Annotated in this window: 16 protein-coding genes and 1 pseudogene; 12 read left to right on the forward strand and 5 right to left on the reverse strand. The window is 62.2% G+C overall.

The annotated features are described in order from the left end of the window. Positions 1-52 precede the first annotated feature (52 nt). On the reverse strand, positions 53-1534 hold the full coding sequence (locus KGB25_RS20030; protein WP_008041123.1) for a sensor histidine kinase: 1482 nt from the start codon (positions 1532-1534) through the stop codon (positions 53-55). A 336-nt stretch (positions 1535-1870) separates the two neighbouring features. On the opposite strand from KGB25_RS20030, the gene KGB25_RS20035 reads away from it, so the two are divergent. The 9 genes from KGB25_RS20035 (at position 1871) to feaR (ending at position 9859) form a co-directional block, all read left to right on the forward strand. Next, on the forward strand, positions 1871-3034 hold the full coding sequence (locus KGB25_RS20035) for an acyl-CoA dehydrogenase family protein (protein ID WP_223436388.1): 1164 nt from the start codon (positions 1871-1873) through the stop codon (positions 3032-3034). 25 nt (positions 3035-3059) lie between these two features. Next, positions 3060-3431 (forward strand): hypothetical protein, encoded by a 372-nt coding sequence (locus KGB25_RS20040; protein ID WP_223436390.1) that lies wholly within the window; start codon positions 3060-3062, stop codon positions 3429-3431. 3 nt (positions 3432-3434) lie between these two features. Continuing rightward, a complete protein-coding gene (locus KGB25_RS20045; protein ID WP_207285944.1) occupies positions 3435-3920 on the forward strand; it encodes a nuclear transport factor 2 family protein in 486 nt (161 codons plus the stop codon). Beyond that, a complete protein-coding gene (locus KGB25_RS20050; protein ID WP_223436392.1) occupies positions 3917-5065 on the forward strand; it encodes an amidase in 1149 nt (382 codons plus the stop codon). Before KGB25_RS20045 ends, KGB25_RS20050 begins: the two co-directional genes overlap by 4 nt. 20 nt (positions 5066-5085) lie before the next feature. Continuing rightward, entirely contained in the window at positions 5086-6369 is a 1284-nt protein-coding gene (locus KGB25_RS20055; protein ID WP_207285946.1) for an aromatic ring-hydroxylating oxygenase subunit alpha, read from the forward strand. Continuing rightward, positions 6366-6866: an aromatic-ring-hydroxylating dioxygenase subunit beta gene (locus tag KGB25_RS20060; protein ID WP_223416536.1), complete on the forward strand. Its 501-nt coding sequence runs from the start codon at positions 6366-6368 to the stop codon at positions 6864-6866. Before KGB25_RS20055 ends, KGB25_RS20060 begins: the two co-directional genes overlap by 4 nt. Positions 6867-6876: 10 nt before the next feature. After that, positions 6877-7617: an SDR family NAD(P)-dependent oxidoreductase gene (locus KGB25_RS20065; RefSeq protein WP_223416537.1), complete on the forward strand. Its 741-nt coding sequence runs from the start codon at positions 6877-6879 to the stop codon at positions 7615-7617. A gap of 222 nt (positions 7618-7839) precedes the next feature. Beyond that, positions 7840-8787, forward strand: a complete 948-nt coding sequence (locus KGB25_RS20070; protein ID WP_223436394.1) for a PDR/VanB family oxidoreductase — start codon at positions 7840-7842, stop codon at positions 8785-8787. 151 nt (positions 8788-8938) lie between these two features. After that, positions 8939-9859, forward strand: a complete 921-nt coding sequence (gene feaR / locus KGB25_RS20075) for a transcriptional regulator FeaR (protein WP_192229061.1) — start codon at positions 8939-8941, stop codon at positions 9857-9859. Between the two features lie 862 nt (positions 9860-10721). Here the strand turns inward: feaR and KGB25_RS20080 are convergent. After that, on the reverse strand, positions 10722-11351 hold the full coding sequence (locus tag KGB25_RS20080) for a response regulator transcription factor (protein ID WP_008033885.1): 630 nt from the start codon (positions 11349-11351) through the stop codon (positions 10722-10724). A 261-nt stretch (positions 11352-11612) separates the two neighbouring features. Here KGB25_RS20080 and hpaC point away from each other — a divergent pair, with 261 nt between their 5' ends. Further along, entirely contained in the window at positions 11613-12125 is a 513-nt protein-coding gene (gene hpaC, locus KGB25_RS20085) for a 4-hydroxyphenylacetate 3-monooxygenase, reductase component (RefSeq protein ID WP_223436396.1), read from the forward strand. Between the two features lie 124 nt (positions 12126-12249). Here hpaC and KGB25_RS30635 read toward each other — a convergent pair whose 3' ends face one another. The 3 genes and pseudogenes from KGB25_RS30635 to KGB25_RS20095 all read right to left on the reverse strand — a co-directional run bounded on the left by KGB25_RS30635 (position 12250) and on the right by KGB25_RS20095 (position 15866). Continuing rightward, complete coding sequence (locus KGB25_RS30635; protein WP_411740552.1) at positions 12250-13080, reverse strand: methyl-accepting chemotaxis protein; 831 nt, start codon at positions 13078-13080, stop codon at positions 12250-12252. A gap of 27 nt (positions 13081-13107) precedes the next feature. Continuing rightward, positions 13108-14505: pseudogene (locus KGB25_RS30640) on the reverse strand (HAMP domain-containing protein); the annotation flags it as partial. Positions 14506-14543: 38 nt separating this feature from the next. Beyond that, entirely contained in the window at positions 14544-15866 is a 1323-nt protein-coding gene (locus KGB25_RS20095; RefSeq protein ID WP_223436398.1) for an alginate export family protein, read from the reverse strand. A 276-nt stretch (positions 15867-16142) separates the two neighbouring features. Here KGB25_RS20095 and KGB25_RS20100 point away from each other — a divergent pair, with 276 nt between their 5' ends. Next, on the forward strand, positions 16143-16532 hold the full coding sequence (locus tag KGB25_RS20100) for a c-type cytochrome (RefSeq protein ID WP_223436400.1): 390 nt from the start codon (positions 16143-16145) through the stop codon (positions 16530-16532). Positions 16533-16579: 47 nt separating this feature from the next. Next, entirely contained in the window at positions 16580-18070 is a 1491-nt protein-coding gene (locus tag KGB25_RS20105; RefSeq protein ID WP_223436401.1) for an aldehyde dehydrogenase family protein, read from the forward strand.

Raw genomic sequence — 18070 nt, forward strand, 5'->3', positions numbered from 1 at the left:
GGCAAGCCGGCTCCTACAGGGTCGTGTTTTTAATTCAGGTTCTTCGGGGGTGTCAGGCGGGAGTTGCGAGGGGAAGGGTGAAGGTGAACACCGCGCCGCAGGGCTCAAGGTTCTGCGCCCAGATGTCGCCGCGATGGCGGCCGATGATGTTTTTGCACAGCGCCAGGCCAATGCCGTTGCCGCTGACCTTGGAGGAGAAGAAACCGTCGAACAGCTTCTCTTGCGCCTGGGCCTGAATGCCGCGACCGCAGTCTTCGATACGCACCAACGCCACGTCGTTTTCGCGGCTGGCGTGAATGCGCAGCACCCGTCGTTCAACAGGCAGATCGCTCATTTCTTCAATCGCATTGAACGCCAGATTAAGAATGACCTGACCGATCAGCACCTTCTCGCAGCTCACCCACAGCGGCGCGGGACTGGCGACAATCTCGACGCGGACCAGGCTCGGATCGGCGCGCAGGCTGATGAAATAGCGGGTTTCGCGCAGCAGTTCGTTGAGGTCGATCAGCTCTTCGGCCTGCTCCAGTTTGACCACGTAATCGCGCACGCTTTTGATGATCAGCGACGCATGTTCGATTTGCCGCACGGCGTTTTGCAAACCCCAGGCGACGCCCTGATCCGTGGCGGACTCCTTGCCCAGGCGAATCACCGCGCCTTCGATGAAGTTGCGGGTGGCGGCCAGCGGTTGGCTTAGCTCATGAGCAATGGCCACGGCCATTTCACCCATGGCGTTGTAGCGCGCCAGGTATTCGAGTTTCTGCTCGCTGACCCGCCGAGCTTCTTCGGCGCGCACTTGTTCGGTGACGTCGCGAAACAGCAGCAGGTGGCCGACCAGGTCATCTTCGATCTCGATAAAACGACACGTCGCCTCATGCCAGCGCCATTCACCGTCGCGGCGTTGCAGGTGGTAGTGCACGCGGAACGGCGCATGTTCCGGGGTCTCGCTGGCCAGCTGTTGCAGCAGCCGGCGGCGCGAATCGTCGTCGCACCATGACAGGAAGTTTTCGCCGATCAGCGTGTGTTCTTCGCTGTTGAGCAGGTGCGCGCCGGAGTCGCTGATAAAGCGGATATCACCTTCAGGGCCGAGCACCGCGACACCTTCGGCGAGGTCCTGCATGAATGCCTTGAGCCGGCTTTCGAAACGCTTGAGGTCGCGCTTGACCTTGTCCTCCCTTGAGATGTCGCGGAACTGCACCATCAGCACATCGCGACCGTCCAGATGCACCAGCGTCGCGACCGCCTCGGAGAGGATTTCCACGCCTTGCTTGGAGCGATAACACCACTCGATGGCGCGCTGGCCCGTGCGCGCTGCGCCTTCCAGCCAGCGCAGGCCGACCGAACGCCGGTACTTGGGCGCGTCGCGGGTCATGTCCGGGGCTTTCAGCGGCGTCAGTTCTTCGAGGGTAAAACCCAGCGCGTCGAGGGCGGCGGTGTTGGCCCAGAGGATCTCCTTGCTCTGCGCATCGTGAAGAATGATGCACAGCGGCATGGCTTCGATGAGGGTGAAAAAGTCGTGCGGTTTTGGCAGGTACATCGCGCAGTCCTGAGGAACCGGTGAAGGGAAAGTATGGCTTTTTATACCCGCTTGCGCGTGGGGATGCGCTCAGAGGTAACCGGGGGCGGGCTAGGGGATTCCTTTAGTGAAGAGGCTGCACGCACCAATAGTGGCGACCCGACGCGGTTTTTACACTGGACCTCAATGCAAGGGCAGCCACGCATCTTCTCTGTAGGAGCGAGGCTTGCCCGCGAAGAACGATAACGCGGTTTGCCATTAAGACCGAGGTGTCTCGTTCGCGGGCAAGCCTCGCTCCTACAGGGATCGATGTCGTTAGGCACGCCCCAACAACAATAAGCAAAACGGAGAAAGCCCATGCTGCGTTCAGCTGTCGCGGAGAAAGACCCTCTGCCAGGCGTCGACGGCAACACCGTCCACCGCCAGGCCTTTGAGCAGGTGCTGGCGGAAGTGCGCCAGCGTCGCGATGAATTCGACGCCGGTTCCCACGTGCCACGGGACATGATCGAGCGCTTCAAGCACGTGGGCATCTACCGCGCCGCGACGCCGAAATGCTTCGGCGGTGACGCCCTGGCGCCGGCGCTGTTCCTGCAAATGATCGAGCGTATTTCCGAAGCCGATGGCTCTGCGGGCTGGGTCGCCAGTTTCGGCAGCGCCGGCGTCTACCTCGCCGCATTGCCGCCGGAAACCCTCTCCGACATCTACGCCCAAAGCCCTGATCTGGTGTTCGCCGGAGGCCTGTTCCCGCTGCAACCGGCTGAAGCTGTCGAGGGCGGCTGGCAGGTCAACGGCACCTGGAAATTCGCCAGCGGCTGCAAGGGCGCCGACTTGCTCGGCGTCGGTATCGGAGCTGCCGGCGGCAAGCCGCGCACTGCGGTGTTCCGTGCGGACCAGGTCGAAATCATCGAAAACTGGGATGTGGTCGGGCTCAAAGGCACCGGCAGTCACGACCTGCGCGTCAGCGACAAACACGTCGACGAACGCTGGACCTTCATCCGTGGCGGTGCCGCGACCATCGACGAGCCGCTGTTCCGCTACCCGTCGATTGCCTACGCCGCGCAAGTGCTGGCCGTGGTCAACCTTGGCCTGGCCCGTGCCGCCCTCGACGAAGTCAGTCGCATGGCCGCCGGCAGCGGCATCACCGGCGCACCGAAAATGGCCGACCGCGCCTACGTGCGCATCGAGATCGCCAAGGCCGAAGCCCGACTGGCCGCCGCCCGTGGCTTCTTCTACAACGCCACCGAGCAAGTGTGGAATTCGATCCTCGCCGGCAACCCGGTCACCGCCGAACAAACCAGCCTGTTGCGCTTGTCCGCGATTCACGTGTCCCAGGCGGGCGCCGCCGTGGTGCAGAGCGCGTACAGCCTCGCCGGCACCACCGCGATTTACCTGCGCCATCCGCTGCAGCGCTACCTGCGCGACTCGATGGTGGTCACCCAGCACGCGTTCCTCAGCGAAGGCCTGTACGACGGCGCCGGCTCGGTGTTCCTCGGCGTGCCGCCGTTCCCTGGCTACATCTGAACCCACTCTTCAAGGATCAAATTTCATGTCCCGGACCACCCAAGAACCGCTGCGCGTCGTCTTCTGCATCGGCATCACCCAGAACTTTTTCGACCTGCCGACCGGCGAAGGCCTGAGCGTGTGGAAAGGCTTCAGCCAGATGATGGGCTCGCTCGGCGCCATGCCCGGCATCACCGTACTCGGCGCGATGGACGATGACCGGCTGATGGTCGGCCCGTCCAACACCTCGCCGTGGACCGTCTACATCATGGCCGACGTCGACTGCCACCAATCGGTGATCGATGCCTGCAACCTGTTCCGCACCACGCCGGTAAACGAGTACAGCCTGTGGCGTTACGCCAAGGTCGAAGCGCGCATCGGTCGTCCACTGACCATCCCCGATGCCGCCAGGGTGTAAGCCATGAACGAGGCCTTGTTGCAGCGTCTGGCGACGCTCGAAGGGGAGAGCCAGGTGCGCCGCTTGATGGCGCGCTACATGGACCTGTGCGACGTGCCGAGGGCGATCACCCACGTCAGCGAGCTGGCGCAATTGTTCTGCATCGACGCCGTGTGGGAAGGCGTCGGCAGCGTCACCGCACAGACCTTCGGCCAGCACTGCGGGCGTGAGGCGATTGCGGCGTTTGTCGGCGGCTACTTGCCGCCCTCGGAGCACTTTCACCTGAACCTGCATTACCTCACCAGCGAGTCGATCCTGGTCGACGGCAGCAGCGCGCAGGGGCAGTGGATCATGCAGCAGGTGTCCACCTACGCCGATGGGCGCAGCGAGCTGTTCGGCACGCGCTTGAACATCGATTTTCGCTGTGTCGAGGGTGTCTGGCTGATCGCGCATTTCCGCACGCAACGCTTGTTCAATTCGGACCTCTTCACCTCGGAGTCGGGCGCATGAGCACGTTTATCAGCGAATTTTTACTCGGTGGCGACGGCAAGCGGGTCGCGATCAAGGACTCGATCGAAATCGCCGGCCATCCGACCCGCTCGGGCAGTCGTGCGTTTGCCGATGCTGAGCCGGCGCTGCGCAACGCCGACGTGGTGGACGCGATCCTCGACGCAGGCTGGCAAATCGTTGGCAAAACCAATATGCACGAGTTGGCATTTGGCGTGACCGGGATCAACGACTGGACCGGCACGCCGATCAACCCGCAAGCACCGGACCGCGTGCCGGGCGGCTCTTCCAGCGGTTCGGCCGCAGCGGTTGCCGCCGGTCTGGCGGACATCGCCATCGGCACTGACACCGGAGGATCGGTTCGCGTACCGGCGGCGTGCTGCGGTATCGCTGGCTTGAAACCGACTTATGGGCGGGTCAGTCGGGTCGGCGCGCATCCAGCGGTGTCCAGCCTCGATTGTGTCGGGCCGTTTGCCGCCGACATGGCAGACCTGATCACGGCGATGCAAGTGATTTGCCCAGGCTTCCAGGTGCAGGGTTTGCCCTCTGGCAACGCGTCGGTGGGTTTTCTTGAAGTCGACTGCGACCCGCATCTTCAAGCATGCCTCGGCGCCGCCGCCGACCGTGCTGGCTGGCGTCGTAGCCAGCTGCACCTGAGCGATTTCGAAGCCGCGTTCGCCGCCGGACTCACCGTCATCAATTTCGAAAACTGGGCCGCGTTCGGCCACATCACCGGCAAAGGCCTGATCGGCGCGGATGTCGAGCAACGCCTGCTGGCCGCGAGTCGCACGAGTGCGGCGGACCTGGCGCAAGCGGAGAAAGTCCGCGCGCGCTTCAGCCAGCAAGTGGACGCCGCGCTGGAAGAATTCGCGGTGCTGCTGTTGCCGACGATGCCCAGCCTGCCACCGACGCTGATCGAAGCCCGCAGCGCCAGCAAAGCGGTGGCCGGCATGACCCCACTGGTGCGGCCGTTCAACCTCAGCGGCCATCCGGCGCTGACGGTGCCGGTGGAACTGGAGGGCAGCGGATTGAAAGTCGGCCTGCAGATTGTCGGTCGTAAAGGTCAGGACGAACTGGTCTGCGCCTTCGGTGCGCAGTTGCAACAGAGCATGGCCGGCGAACGGTCGACCCCTAACAAGAAATCATAAAAAGCCATGAGGAGAACCGCATGAGCACTCATGAATACCGGCTGATCGCATCATCGAAAAGCCCGGACGAACTGGTCAGCCACGACCGCGTAGACGTCTCGCTGTATAACGACCCGGCGCTGTTCGAAGCCGAGCTGGAAAAGATTTTCTACCGCACCTGGGTGTGGGTTGCCCACGAAAGCGAAGTGCGCAACAGCGGCGACTTCAAGACCGCGACCATCGGCCGTCGTCCGGTGATTGTGGTGCGCGACAAGAAGGGCAACATCAACGTCCTGGAAAACCGCTGCCGGCACCGTGGCGCCACGGTGTGTGAAAAGCACAAGGGCAACGCCACCGGCTTCACCTGCCCTTATCACAGCTGGTCGTACGGTCTGGACGGCAAGCTCCGTGCGCTGCCGTATCCGGACGGCTACGAAGGCATTCTGGAAAAGTCCGAATTGCCGCTGACCAGCCTGCGCGTGGAAAGCTACGCCGGCATGGTGTTCGCCAGCTACAACGACGAGATCGAACCGCTGGAAGATTTCCTCGGCGGCGCCAAACACTGGATGGACCTGTTCATGAAGCAGGGCGCCGGTTTCCCGATCAAGACCCAGGGCGAACACAAGTTCAGCTTCAAGGGCAACTGGAAGATCCAGCTGGAAAACACCACCGACGGTTATCACTTCCCGATCGTGCACAAGTCGTTCATGTCCTCGGTGGATGAAGAAACCTCGGAAATGCTCTCGTTCATGACTGACGAACAAGCGGTCACCCATTCGCTGGGCAACGGCCACAGCGTGATGGTGATGGTGCCGGAGCATGTCGATCTGGATCACGACGACGGCACCGAACAGTTGCAGGAGCGCTTCGCTCACGTCACTGAAGAGCTGTCGAAAACCATGGAGCCTGCGCAAGTCCGTCGCATCGTGCGCTCGCTGCACGGCGCCGGTTTCAACCTGAACCTGTTCCCTAACGTCGCGATGTCGATGTCGTTCTTCCGCGTGCTGCGCCCGGTGTCTGTGACCGAAACCGAGATCCGCCACGTTGCCCTCGGCATGGACGGCGGCCCGGAAATCGCCAACCGCGAACGCATGCGTATTCACGAACACTTCCAGGGCCCGTTCGGTTTCGGCAGCCCGGACGATGCCGAGGCCTGGGACCGTGTGCAGCGCGGTTCGTACGCCGGTGTCGATGCACCGATCCTGGTCAACCGTGGCCTCAATCGCGAAATCACCGCCGAAAACGGCGACAAAGTCAGCCACGCCACCGACGAAGGCGGCATGCGCGGTGCCTACGACATGTGGAAAAGGATGATGAGCCAATGAGCAATCACGACACCCTGAACGGTTTTTCCGGCCCGTTGGCCCAGGCCATCGAATTCATCTGGCGCGAAGCCGAATTGCTCGACCACAAGAACTACGCCGAGTGGGCGACCTTGTGGAGCGACAGCGGCAAGTACATCGTGCCGATCGACCCGGACACCGAGGACTTCGAAGCGAACCTCAACTACGCCTACGACGATGCGCGCATGCGTGACTTGCGCATCGAACGCCTGACTGCCGGCTATTCACCGTCGGCGGTGGACGCGGCGAAAACCATCCGCACGATCTCGCGTTTCCGCCTGGTCGAAGCCGCTGGCGACATCGTCGAAGTCAACTCGGCGCAGTTGCTGTACGCCTACAAGCGCGGCGTGCACACGCCGTTCGTGGCCGACCTGAACCACCGCATCCGTTTCACCGACGGTGTGCCGTCGCTGGAGCGCAAAGTGGTGCGCCTGATCAACTCCACCGACAGCCTGAGCGCGCTCGGCTTCCTTCTGTGAGGGCAACATCATGAGTCGAGTAGCCCTTGTAACAGGTGCCTCGCGCGGACTGGGCGAGTGCATCGCCCGCCGTCTGCACGGGGCGGGTTATCGCGTCGCCCTGGCGGACGTGCGTCTCGAGGGCGTGCGGCGATTGGCTGCCGAGCTGGATGCCAGCGGTGCCAGTGCTGTCGCCATTGAGCTGGATGTGCGCAGCAAGGCCGACTTCCAGCATGCCCGCGACGTGCTGGTCGAGCATTGGGGCGGCTGCGACATCCTGGTGAACAACGCCGGCGTGTCGAAAGTCGCCGCGTTGATGGACATCACCCCGGAGGAGTTCGACGAGTCGATGGCGATCAACCTGCGCGGCACTTTTGTCGCGTGCCAGGTGTTCGGCGCGCACTTTGCCGAGCGTGGTTTTGGCCGCATCGTCAACATCGCCTCGCTCGCCGGGCAAAACGGCGGCACCGCCACCGGCGCGCATTACGCTGCGGCCAAGGGCGGCGTGGCGACGCTGACCAAAGTCTTCGCCCGTGAACTGGCCCCGCAAGGCGTGACGGTCAACAGCATTTCGCCGGGGCCGCTGGACTTGCCGGTGGTGCGCGAAACCGTGGCCCCGGAGCGACTGGAACAGATCCTGAAAATGATCCCGGCCGGCACCCTCGGCGACCCCGGCTACATCGCCGACACCGTGTTGCTGCTGATCGCCGACCACGCCGCCTCCGTAACCGGCGCGTGCTGGGACATCAACGGCGGCCTGTTCATGCGCTAAACAAGGCCTCACACACAACCCTGTAGGAGCCGGCTTGCCGGCGATGGCGCCCTCATCGGCGATACAAATTTCAAGACCGGAACAATCCCTTGTAGGAGCCGGCTTGCCGGCGATGGCGTCCACGTTGGCGATGCAAATCTCAAGACCGCCATCGCTGGCAAGCCAGCTCCTACAGGGGGCCTAACAAACGTCCCAAAAATCAACCGTATTTCAGGTGATGCAATGATGAAGGTGAAGATCGAAAGGATCGTCGACGAAGCGCTGGATATCCGTTCCTTTCGCCTCGTGCGCAGTGACGGCCAGCCGCTCGACGCCTATGAACCGGGTGCCCACGTCGACCTGACCGGGCCGACCGGAGTGACCCGCCAGTATTCGCTGTGCAGCCCGCCGCAGGACCGCCGCGCGTACCTGGTGGCGGTGAAGAAAGAGGCGCAGTCCCGTGGCGGTTCAGCGGCGCTGCACGAGGTGGAAGAGGGCATGGAGCTGGAAATGGGTGCGCCGCGCAACCTGTTCCGCCTCGACCCGACGGCCACCGAGCATGTGCTGTGCGCGGCCGGTATCGGCGTCACGCCGCTGCTGAGCATGGCTTATCGGCTGAGCGAAAGCGGCCAGCCGTGGCGCCTGCATTATTTCGCCCGTTCGCCGCAATACGCAGCGTTCGCCGAGCTGTTGGCGAGCACGTTTGCCGGGCATGTGCAGTTCCACTACGGCATCGAGCCGGGTGACATGGATGCCACGTTGAGTGAATGCCTTGACCACGCTGGCAGTACCGCACACGTGTACACCTGCGGCCCGGCGCCGTTCATGAACAAAGTGGTGGAAGTGGCGGCGCGCAGCCGCTGCGACGATGCGATCCACCTTGAGCACTTCCAGGCCGATCCCGCAGCGAATACCGGTCCGAGTGGCGGGTTCGAAGTGGAGCTGGCCAGTTCCGGCGTGGTGCTTCAGGTGCCGGCCAACGCGAGTCTGGTCGATGTGTTGCAGGCCCACGGTTGTGACATCGACACCGAATGCCGCGAAGGCATCTGCGGCACCTGCATCGTCGAGGTGCTGGACGGTGTGCCGGAGCACCGCGACAACTGTTTGTCGAACAAGGAAAAGGCGTCCAACAAACAGATTTGCGCCTGCGTTTCCCGCGCCGTTTCCGCCCGTCTGGTATTGGACATCTAACGCAAGGGAAGGCTGGCAAGCCAGCGCCGGAGCCTGTTGAATAGGGCCCGGCGGCCGTCGAAGGAGGAGACAGCCAAGGTAAGTAACATTTGCCGAACCGCTCGACGAAGCGGTCGAAAAATAACAATAAAATGCGTGAGGCTTTGCAGTGATGATGACTTCTTCGGCGGTTCGCAACGAGGCGTTCGAAAGCTGGCTGAGCCAGGTCAACCAGGCCTGCGGGCGTTTCGATGCCCGGGCCCTGGATACGGATTTCTACGGTGAGCTGGCGGAATATCGCAGCGGCGCGATCAACCTCAGTGTCGTCGACATGGCGCACGTGCACCTGTATCGCACCAGCAAGGACGTCAGTGTCAGCAGCGACGGCCACTATTACGCAGTGTTCCAGATGCGTGGCAGTTCCCGGCTGGAGCAGGGCGACAACCGCGCTCAACTGGGCACGGGCGACATCGCCCTGATCGACGCCTGCCGCCCGAGTGACATGACCTACAACGAGGATTCCCGACAGTTGTCGCTGATCCTGCCGCGTCAGGTGGTCGAGCGCGGTTCGCATTTCAATGCAGTCAACTGCGCTACACGCATCGCGGCCAGTACACCACTGGCGGCGATGGCCAACCGCTTGGTGCTGGATACCCGGCAGCAGGAAGGCCTGGACATGCAGGAAAGCGAAGCGGTACTGGATGCGTTGGTCAGCCTGTTGTTGCCCGGGATCAGTGCCCGCGACAGCGGCGCAGATGCCCACGAGCGGCAGTTTCGCAAGATCATCGCCTACATCGACGAACACATCAGCGCCGAAGACCTGTGCCCCGAACTGATTGCCCGTGAGGTAGGGATTTCGGTGCGCGGGTTGTACCGGATGTTCTCCAAGCGCGGCCTGGTGGTGGCGCAATACATCAAGCACCGACGCCTGGATTTCTGCGCGGAAAACCTGCGCCGCTCACCTGACGAGCAGAAGCTCTCGGCGCTGTGTTACGCATGGGGATTCTCTGATTCCAGCTACTTCTCCTCGGCGTTCAAATCCCGCTTCGGCGTCTCGCCGGGTGCTTATCGCAAGCGCTACAGCCACAACTGATATCTCCTGCAGGAGCCGGCTTGCCGGCGATCGCGGGGCATCAGACGCCATCAATGTTGAATGTGCCGGCCCCATCGCCGGCAAGCCGGCTCCTACAGTAGATCTTCGTCGTGCACATACCTTGAGTTCGCTGCAGCCCCCTGTAGGAGCCGGCTTGCCGGCGATGGCGGAGTGTCAGGCGCCATTGATGTTGAATGTGCCGACCTCATCGCCAGCAAGCCGGCTCCTACAGTAGATCCTCGCCGTTCACATACCTTGAGTTCGCTGCAGACCCCTGTAGGCGCCGGCTTGCTGGCGATCGCGGAGTGTCAGGCGCTATTGATGTTGCATGTGCCGGCCCCTTCGCCGGCAAGCCGGCTCCTACAGTAGATCTTCGCCGTGCACATACCTTGTGTTCGCTGCGGATCCCTGTAGGAGCCGACTTGCCGGCGATCGCGGGGCATCAGACGCCATCAATGTTGAATGTGCTGGCCTCATCGCCGGCAAGCCGGCTCCTACATTGGATCTTCGCCGTGCACATACCTTGAGTTCGCTGCAGATCCCTGTAGGAGCCGGCTTGCCGGCGATGGCGGAGTATCAGGCACCATTGATGTTGAATGTGCCGGCCCCTTCGCCGGCAAGCCGGCTCCTACAGTAGGTCTTCGGCGTGCACATACCTTGTGTTCGCTGCGGATCCCTGTAGGAGCCGGCTTGCTGGCGATGGCGGAGTATCAGGCACCATTGATGTTGAATGTGCCGACCTCATCGCCAGCAAGCCGGCTCCTACAGTAGATCTTCGCCGTGCACATACCTTGAGTTCGCTGCAGACCCCTGTAGGAGCCGGCTTGCCGGCGATGGCGGCCTCATGACCGCTGCAGATCCCTCAATGCCGAGACGGCTCATCCACCGGTAAATGCAGCACTTCGCGCACCAGCATGGCAATGCTAGTCACGCCCATCTTTTCCTTGATCTTGGTCCGGTGCACATCAACGGTTTTCACGCTGATGTTCAGCTCCCGGGCGATGACCTTGCTGGCCTTGCCATCGATCACCAGCATCAACACTTCCCGTTCACGGCTGGTCAGCAGGGCGAGTTTGCCTTGCAGGTGCTGGCGTTGCTGCTGATCGGCCTGGGCATGCACGGCGGTCTTCAGCGCCGCTTGTATGCGGTCGATCATCTGCTGCGGGTTGTAGGGTTTCTCGACGAAATCCAGCGCACCGTTCTTCATCGCGGTCACCGACATCGGAATGTCGCCATGGGCGGACACGAAGATCGTCGGCAGGGTGCTGCCACGCTGGTTGAGGATTTCCTGCAGCTGAAAGCCGCTGGTTTCCGGCATGCGCACGTCCAGCACCAGGCACGCCGGTTGCTTGGGGTCGTACTGGCTCAGGAACTCTTCAGCGCCGGCAAAGCATTGCGCCTGGACGCTGACCGACTCCAACAACCAGGCCAGCGAAGTGCGCAGGTCTTTGTCGTCATCAACGATATAAACAATCGGTTTGCGGGTTTCCATCAGGGGTTGCCACGAGATTTTCTAATTATTGTTTTCGCACGCGTGCACGCTGCGGCGGACGTCGACACCTATGTTGGCGCCTTTTAGCAGAATACCCACTGCGACGGGCCCTGACGATAAAGAAACCACCTAGTCGACTAGCGGAAAGCCTACCTCGGCATGGGGATCGTCAGAATGGTTGCGCGCCACGTCGGGCTTTAGTCTTGTTCCATCACCCACGGGCCGCGAACGCGCGGTCATCCTGAAGGAAGGGGCACCGACATGGCCAACCTGAGCCAGCAGCAAATCGACTTTCGCAACGCCATGGCGCAACTGCCGGCGGCGGTGAACATCATCACCACCAACGGCCCCGGCGGTCGCTGCGGCATCACCGCCAGCGCCGTGTGCTCGGTGACGGATTCGCCACCGACCGTGCTGGTGTGCGTCAACCGCAACAGCGCCACCCACGATGTGTTCCGCACCAACGGCCGGCTGTGCGTCAACGTGCTGTGCGGCGAACAGGAAGAACTGGCCCGACACTTCGCCGGCATGACCCAGGTGCCGATGGCCGAGCGGTTTGCCTGGGACTTGTGGGACGGCGGCGACACGGGCGTGCCGGTCCTGCGTGATGCACTGGTGCAGCTGGAAGGGCGGATCAGCGAGTGCAAGGAAGTCGGGTCGCATTCGGTGATGTTTGTGGAATTGTCGAAGGTGGGTGCGCGCGGGGAGGGCGATAGCCTGGTGTATTTCAACCGGTTGTTTCATCGGATTGAGCATGCTGTGGCGGCTTGCTGAAACACCGCGTTATCGTTCATCGCGGGCAAGCCTCGCTCCTACAGGTGACCGGGGTGCCCGGACGGACGCGGTCACTGTAGGAGCAAGCTTGCTCGCGATAGCGATAGATCAGGCGACACCGCCTTTAAATGCGAAAACTCCCGACCAACTGATTCAGCCGCCCAGCCTCGCGCTCCAGCTCGGTACATGCCTGCAATGTCGATTGCAGGTTCTCCACTCCTTGCTGGTTCAGCGTGTTGATTTCGGTGATGTCCACGTTCAACGCCTCGACCACCGAGGTCTGCTCTTCAGTGGCAGCGGCGACCGATTGGTTGACGTTGTCGATCTCGCCAATGCGTTGCGTCACGCTGCCCAGTCGCGTGCCGGCGAGGTTGGCGATGCTGACGCTTTCCTCGCTGTGCTGCTGGCTCTCGGTCATGGTTGTCACCGACTCACGCGCACCGACTTGCAGTGCTTCAATCATCTGCTGAATCTCTGCCGCCGAGGTCTGTGTGCGTCCGGCCAGGCTGCGCACTTCGTCGGCGACCACGGCAAAGCCGCGGCCCGCTTCACCCGCCCGTGCTGCTTCGATGGCAGCGTTGAGGGCGAGGAGGTTGGTCTGCTGGGAGATGCCTTTGATCACTTCGAGGATTTGCCCGATGTTCACGGTTTTGCTGTTCAGCGCTTCGATGTTGACGCACGACGCGCTGATTTTTCCGGACAGTTCGTTCATCACCTCAATCGTGCGCTCGACCACCTGACGCCCGTCTTCGGCCTGTTGGCGCGCGGCGGAGGCTTGCTGCGAGGCATCGGAGGCATTGTTCGCAATTTCCTGGGCAGCGGCGCCCAGTTCGTTGATCGCAGCGGCGACGCTGTTGGTGCGGGTCGATTGTTCATCGAAATTGCTCAGCGATGCGTTGGACGCCAACAGCACACGCTTGGCGCCTTCGTTGACGCCGAGCGCCGCCGAAGACACCTCGCGAATGGAATGGTGAATACGTTCGACAAAGCGGTTGAACGCCGTCGCCAGTTGGCCGATTTCATCCCTTGATTGCACGGCCAGGCGTCGGGTCAGATCGCCTTCGCCCCGGGAAATATCCTCCATGACCCGCGTCAGCAGTTGCAGCGGCCGGGTGATGCGATACGCCGCGTACCAGATCAACACCAGGCCAAGCAGCGCCGAGCCGCCGCCCAGCAACAGCTCAAGCGCGGTGCTTCGCACGGCTTGCGCATCGAGTTCCTGTTGCAGCGTGGTGACCGGGGCGAGCAGCACGTTCTGCGGCACGCCAACCAGCACGCCCCACGGCGCTGCACCGACAATCGGTGCCAGCGGCTCAAGCACTTTGATCTGCTGTTGATCGACGAACACTTTCGGCTGGCCCTGACGCAAGGTGTCCATCACCTCTACATTGTCCAGCGGTTGCCCGAGGCGACTGACGTCCTGGCTGTTGGCGGAAATCACCCCGCGCGGGCTGACGATGCTGATCTGCCCGTTGCCATCGAACAGTTGGAGCGCGCTGGCTTCGCTGTTCTTTTGCAGGGCGGCGAGGTTGATGTCGAGGCCGACCACGGCGATGACCTTGTCATGGTCCAGCAGCGGGAACGCGATGCTGGTCACCAGTTTGCGGCTGCCGGAGGCCTCGTCGAAATATGGCTCCAGAACGCAGGCTTTGCGGGTGTCACGGGCACAGGTGTAGAAGGCGTTGTAGGGCGCGCCGCTGGGGCCGGGCGAGGTGTTGGCGAGCAGCGCTTCGTCACCGATCACCGCTTGCAGTTCGCCGGGTTTGCTTTGCACCCAATACAGCGAAAAGCGCCCGGTTTCGTTGCTGCCCATGGCCGCCTGATCGACGAAACCAGCGTCGGCGCCGTCCAGGGCATCGGGTTCGAAAATGACATAAAGCCCGAGCAGGTCGGGCTTGTCGATCAGGGCCTGGTGCAGCTGGGTGCTCAGCTCCTGGCGCAGTTGTGGACGGGTAAGGTTGCCCTGATGTTGCAACTGCCTCAGGTAGAGCAAATAGCGCGACAACCCTTGGCCATATTCGTGCGTCTGCATGAAGGTGCGTTGCACCTGCATCGCTTGCACTTTGCCCAGCGCCTGCATGTGTTCCTTGGCGGCGTTGGCGAGCATTTCGCTGCTGGCCTCGGCCACTTGCTGGCTGCTCCGATGGGTTTGATACAGCGACAAACCCATCAGCAAACCCACCACCAACAGCAGGCAGAGGCCGGCGAGCAGGGCGATCTTGCTCTGAATCGTCAGGAATTTTTTGTGCATTGGAAAGGCCTTTTTCCTTGAGGCATGACACGGTCCCCTGTAGGAGCAGCCGGTCGACGCTCGACCGCTCGCGAAAGATGTCTGGACGACGCGTTCATTCAGGCAACACGCGTCATCGTTGACGTCCATCGCGAGCGGGCTCGCTCCTACAGGGATTGCGTGGGGGCTTAGAACGTGGTGGCGAAAATCACCTGGCTGTAGAGGTTCTTGTCGTTGCTACCCAGCTGCGTGCCACCCTCGTCGGCGCTCTTGTCCGGCTGATAGAGGCCGATCAGCGGCATCACCGTCAGGTGCTCGTTGACGTGCCATTCGGCATACAGATCGACTTCGTGGCCATCGGTATTGCCGAGGTTGCGGTCGATGGTGTCGAAGTTGAAATACATCGCACCGACCGTCAGGTTCTCCAGCGGCGAGACGGTGAACTTGACTTGCTGGATACGCGAGTTGGTGTTGAACGGGCCGGCGTAGTTGCCGGCGACCTCACCCTGGAACCAGGTGCCGAAGCCACGGCTGAATCCATAGAACAGCGTGTCATAACCTTCCGAGAAACGGCTGTAGCGGTAGCTGGCATTTGGCGTCCAGGCCACGTCGGCGAAAGTCCAGCCGGCTTCCAGGTACCAGGCGTCTTCGGTGCTGGTGTGGGGTTTGTCCTGCTTGGCGTATTCGCCGGAGAGGAACAGGTTTTTCACCCCGGCATTGCCGGCTGCGCGCAGGCTGTAGGTTTTCATGCCGTCGCGTTCAAGCTGCGAAGGGGAGGCGAATTCTTCGTCGACATCGGTGGTGTCGATGTAGGTCAAGCCGACCGTGCCTGCTTCGGCGACATGCTCAAGCGTGCCGACGTACATTTCGGTTTTCGCTTGTGCGCGGTTATCGGACTTCAACCACATCAGGTCGCCACGCCAGCCTTCCTTGCCTCCCAAACGCAGCACGGCAGTCTCGTCGAAGGCTTTGCGCGCCGCCAGCCAGTAGGCACCTCCGCGGTTGAACTCACCGTCGGCCAGACCTTTGCCCAAGTTGAGCGCGTCGCCATTAATCAGGAAACCATCACCGACCACGATGTTCTGGCGACCGAAGGACAGGTCGACGCCGTCCTCGCCGAGCACGTCGAACAGCTTGCCTGAACGCCAGCCGAGGTAGGCGTCTTCGAATTTGGTGGTGCGTTCCGAACCGTCGCTGAAGCCTGCGGCATCGCCGTCGCCCCAGGTTCCGGAACTGAGCAGGTTCGCCGCACCGTACGCGGTGCCGACACCGGCCAGGCCCTTGTCGAAGCTCAGGCCATATTTGATGTAGCCCTCGCGCCACGACGAAGAACCCGGGTCGAGGCGGCCGGACAGCGCGTAGTTTTCCTGGCTGTGGAAGATGCCGAAGACCGCTTCCAGCGTGGCGTTCAGGTGACTGTCGTCATCGGCGTAGAGTTCGTACGCGCCGGCATGGCCGGCGCTGATCATCAGGGCAAGTGTAGAGAGACGCAGCAAGGGGGACTTGAGCATGTGTGGCATCCGTTCTTGTTCTTGAGCGCAGGTTTGCGGTCTTTTTCGATACTAAGGCGCGGAACTTTTCCGGCCTTTTGTGTGGTTGCCAAAGAGTTGGCTGTGCTTGCCAAAATGCCCGGTTTGGCAGCCTCGCCAATACGACTGGCACGCAGGGCAAAACCTGCGCATCACTGACCATCGACAATCCCTCTCAACCCTGTCGATGCACCGCTGCGTCGGCGCTCCCGTGTTGCCGCTCAATGGATGAGCGCGGATTTTCAAGGTCGTTTTCCTATGTTCACCTCGCTGCGATTGCCCCTCATCGGCCTGCTCTCACTCACCCTCGCGCACACCGCGCTGGCCGCTGACTGCGCGCCGGACCAGGGGCATGGCGCCCAGGTCTTCGCCAATGAATGCGCGGTCTGCCATTCGGTGACCAAGGGCATGACGGGAATGATGGGGCCGAACCTGGCGGGTGTGGTCGGGCGCAGATCCGGCTCGCTGGAAGGCTTCAACTATTCCCAGGCCATGCGCAGCAAAGACATCAACTGGCAGGCCGAGAACATCGCGCAACTCATCACCCAACCCCAGGCCTTCGTGCCGGGGACCTACATGCCCTACATGGGCCTGGCTTCGGCCGACGATCGCCAGGCGGTCGTGTGTTTCCTCAAAGAACAACAGTAATCAGCCCGCTATCCGGCTGAACAACACGTCTGAACCAAAGGTGATTTATGAGCAACGTTGAAATCCTGCCGCAGGTTGCTGCATTCCTTGACCGCCACCACGGCTGCTTTATCGATGGCCAATGGGTGTTCGCCGAAGGGCCGCGCATTGCCGTGGTCAACCCGGCCACCGGAAAAACCCTGTGCGAAACCCTCGACGCGCCGCTGGATGTGGTCGAGCAAGCCGTGCAGTCGTCGCATAAAGCCTTCAAGTCCGGCGTGTGGTCGGGCCTGCGCCCGGCGGACCGCGAACGCATCCTGCTGAACTTCACTGCGCTGGTAGAAGCGCATGCCGAAGAGCTGGCGCAGCTGGAAACCCTGAGCCAGGGCAAGTCGATCAACATGGCGCGCGCACTGGACCTGAACGCCACCGTGGAGTTCATGCGCTACATGTCCGGCTGGGCGACCAAGATCGAAGGGCAGACCTTTGACGTGTCGATTCCGCTGCCGCCGGGGGCGAAATTCACCGCGTTCACCAAGCGTGAGCCGGTGGGCGTGGTGGTCGGGATCGTGCCGTGGAACTTCCCGTTGCTGATCGCAGCGTGGAAGTTGATGCCGGCGCTGGCCACCGGTTGCACGGTGATCATCAAGCCGGCGATGGAAACGCCGCTGACCGCCATGCGCCTGGCTGAACTGGCGCTGGAAGCGGGGATTCCGGCGGGCGTGTTCAACGTCGTCACCGGTGGCGGCGCCAATGTCGGCGGTGTGCTGACGGCGCATCCACTGGTGAGCAAAGTGTCCTTCACCGGTTCCACGGCGGTGGGCAAAAGCGTCGGCGTGGCGTGCATGGAAAACATGACGCGGTTCTCGCTGGAGCTGGGCGGCAAAAACCCGATGATCGTGCTGGCCGATGCCAACATCGAAAAAGCCGTGCAGGGCGCAATCCTCGGCGGTCTGCTGAACAACGGCCAGGTGTGTGCGGCAGCTTCGCGCTTCTACGTGCATCGCTCGATCCACGATCAATTCGTTGAAGCACTCGCCGCCGCCGTTTCGGCGATGCCTATCGGCGCAGGCATGAACGGCGAAGCGGCGATCAACCCGCTGGTCTCGCGCAAGCAGCAGCAAAGCGTGCTCAAGCACATCGAGCTGGCGCGTCGCGAAGGCGCACGAGTAGTGTCCGGGGGCGAGTTGGTGGAAGGCGAGGGCTTCTATGTGCAGCCGACCATTCTGGCCGACATCGACCACAGCATGGCGGTGGCCCGCGAAGAAGTGTTCGGCCCGGTGCTGGGGGTGATGCCGTTTGACGATGAAGACGCTGTGATCGCCCTGGCCAACGACAACCGCTACGGCCTGGCAGCGAGCCTGTGGACCAATGACCTCGGCAAAGCGATGAACCTGGTGCCGCGCATCGAGGCCGGCACCGTTTGGGTCAACGCCCACGTGCTGCTCGACCCGGCCATGCCGTTTGGTGGCGTCAAGCAATCCGGCATGGGCCGCGAGTTCGGGCGTGCGGTGATCGAGGCCTACACCGAGCTGAAATCAGTGTGCATCGCCCACTGA

This window comes from Pseudomonas sp. BF-RE-21, assembly GCF_019947305.1.
Classification (GTDB): Bacteria; Pseudomonadota; Gammaproteobacteria; order Pseudomonadales; family Pseudomonadaceae; genus Aquipseudomonas; species Aquipseudomonas migulae.

Excerpts from the sequence above, each read along its gene's own strand:
- KGB25_RS20030 (WP_008041123.1), bottom strand. The coding sequence starts at position 1,534 with ATGTACCTGCCAAAACCGCACGACTTTTTCACCCTCATCGAAGCCATG.
- KGB25_RS20035 (WP_223436388.1), top strand. The coding sequence starts at position 1,871 with ATGCTGCGTTCAGCTGTCGCGGAGAAAGACCCTCTGCCAGGCGTCGAC.
- KGB25_RS20040 (WP_223436390.1), top strand. The coding sequence starts at position 3,060 with ATGTCCCGGACCACCCAAGAACCGCTGCGCGTCGTCTTCTGCATCGGC.
- KGB25_RS20045 (WP_207285944.1), top strand. The coding sequence starts at position 3,435 with ATGAACGAGGCCTTGTTGCAGCGTCTGGCGACGCTCGAAGGGGAGAGC.
- KGB25_RS20050 (WP_223436392.1), top strand. The coding sequence starts at position 3,917 with ATGAGCACGTTTATCAGCGAATTTTTACTCGGTGGCGACGGCAAGCGG.
- KGB25_RS20055 (WP_207285946.1), top strand. The coding sequence starts at position 5,086 with ATGAGCACTCATGAATACCGGCTGATCGCATCATCGAAAAGCCCGGAC.
- KGB25_RS20060 (WP_223416536.1), top strand. The coding sequence starts at position 6,366 with ATGAGCAATCACGACACCCTGAACGGTTTTTCCGGCCCGTTGGCCCAG.
- KGB25_RS20065 (WP_223416537.1), top strand. The coding sequence starts at position 6,877 with ATGAGTCGAGTAGCCCTTGTAACAGGTGCCTCGCGCGGACTGGGCGAG.
- KGB25_RS20070 (WP_223436394.1), top strand. The coding sequence starts at position 7,840 with ATGATGAAGGTGAAGATCGAAAGGATCGTCGACGAAGCGCTGGATATC.
- feaR (WP_192229061.1), top strand. The coding sequence starts at position 8,939 with ATGATGACTTCTTCGGCGGTTCGCAACGAGGCGTTCGAAAGCTGGCTG.
- KGB25_RS20080 (WP_008033885.1), bottom strand. The coding sequence starts at position 11,351 with ATGGAAACCCGCAAACCGATTGTTTATATCGTTGATGACGACAAAGAC.
- hpaC (WP_223436396.1), top strand. The coding sequence starts at position 11,613 with ATGGCCAACCTGAGCCAGCAGCAAATCGACTTTCGCAACGCCATGGCG.
- KGB25_RS20095 (WP_223436398.1), bottom strand. The coding sequence starts at position 15,866 with ATGCTCAAGTCCCCCTTGCTGCGTCTCTCTACACTTGCCCTGATGATC.
- KGB25_RS20100 (WP_223436400.1), top strand. The coding sequence starts at position 16,143 with ATGTTCACCTCGCTGCGATTGCCCCTCATCGGCCTGCTCTCACTCACC.
- KGB25_RS20105 (WP_223436401.1), top strand. The coding sequence starts at position 16,580 with ATGAGCAACGTTGAAATCCTGCCGCAGGTTGCTGCATTCCTTGACCGC.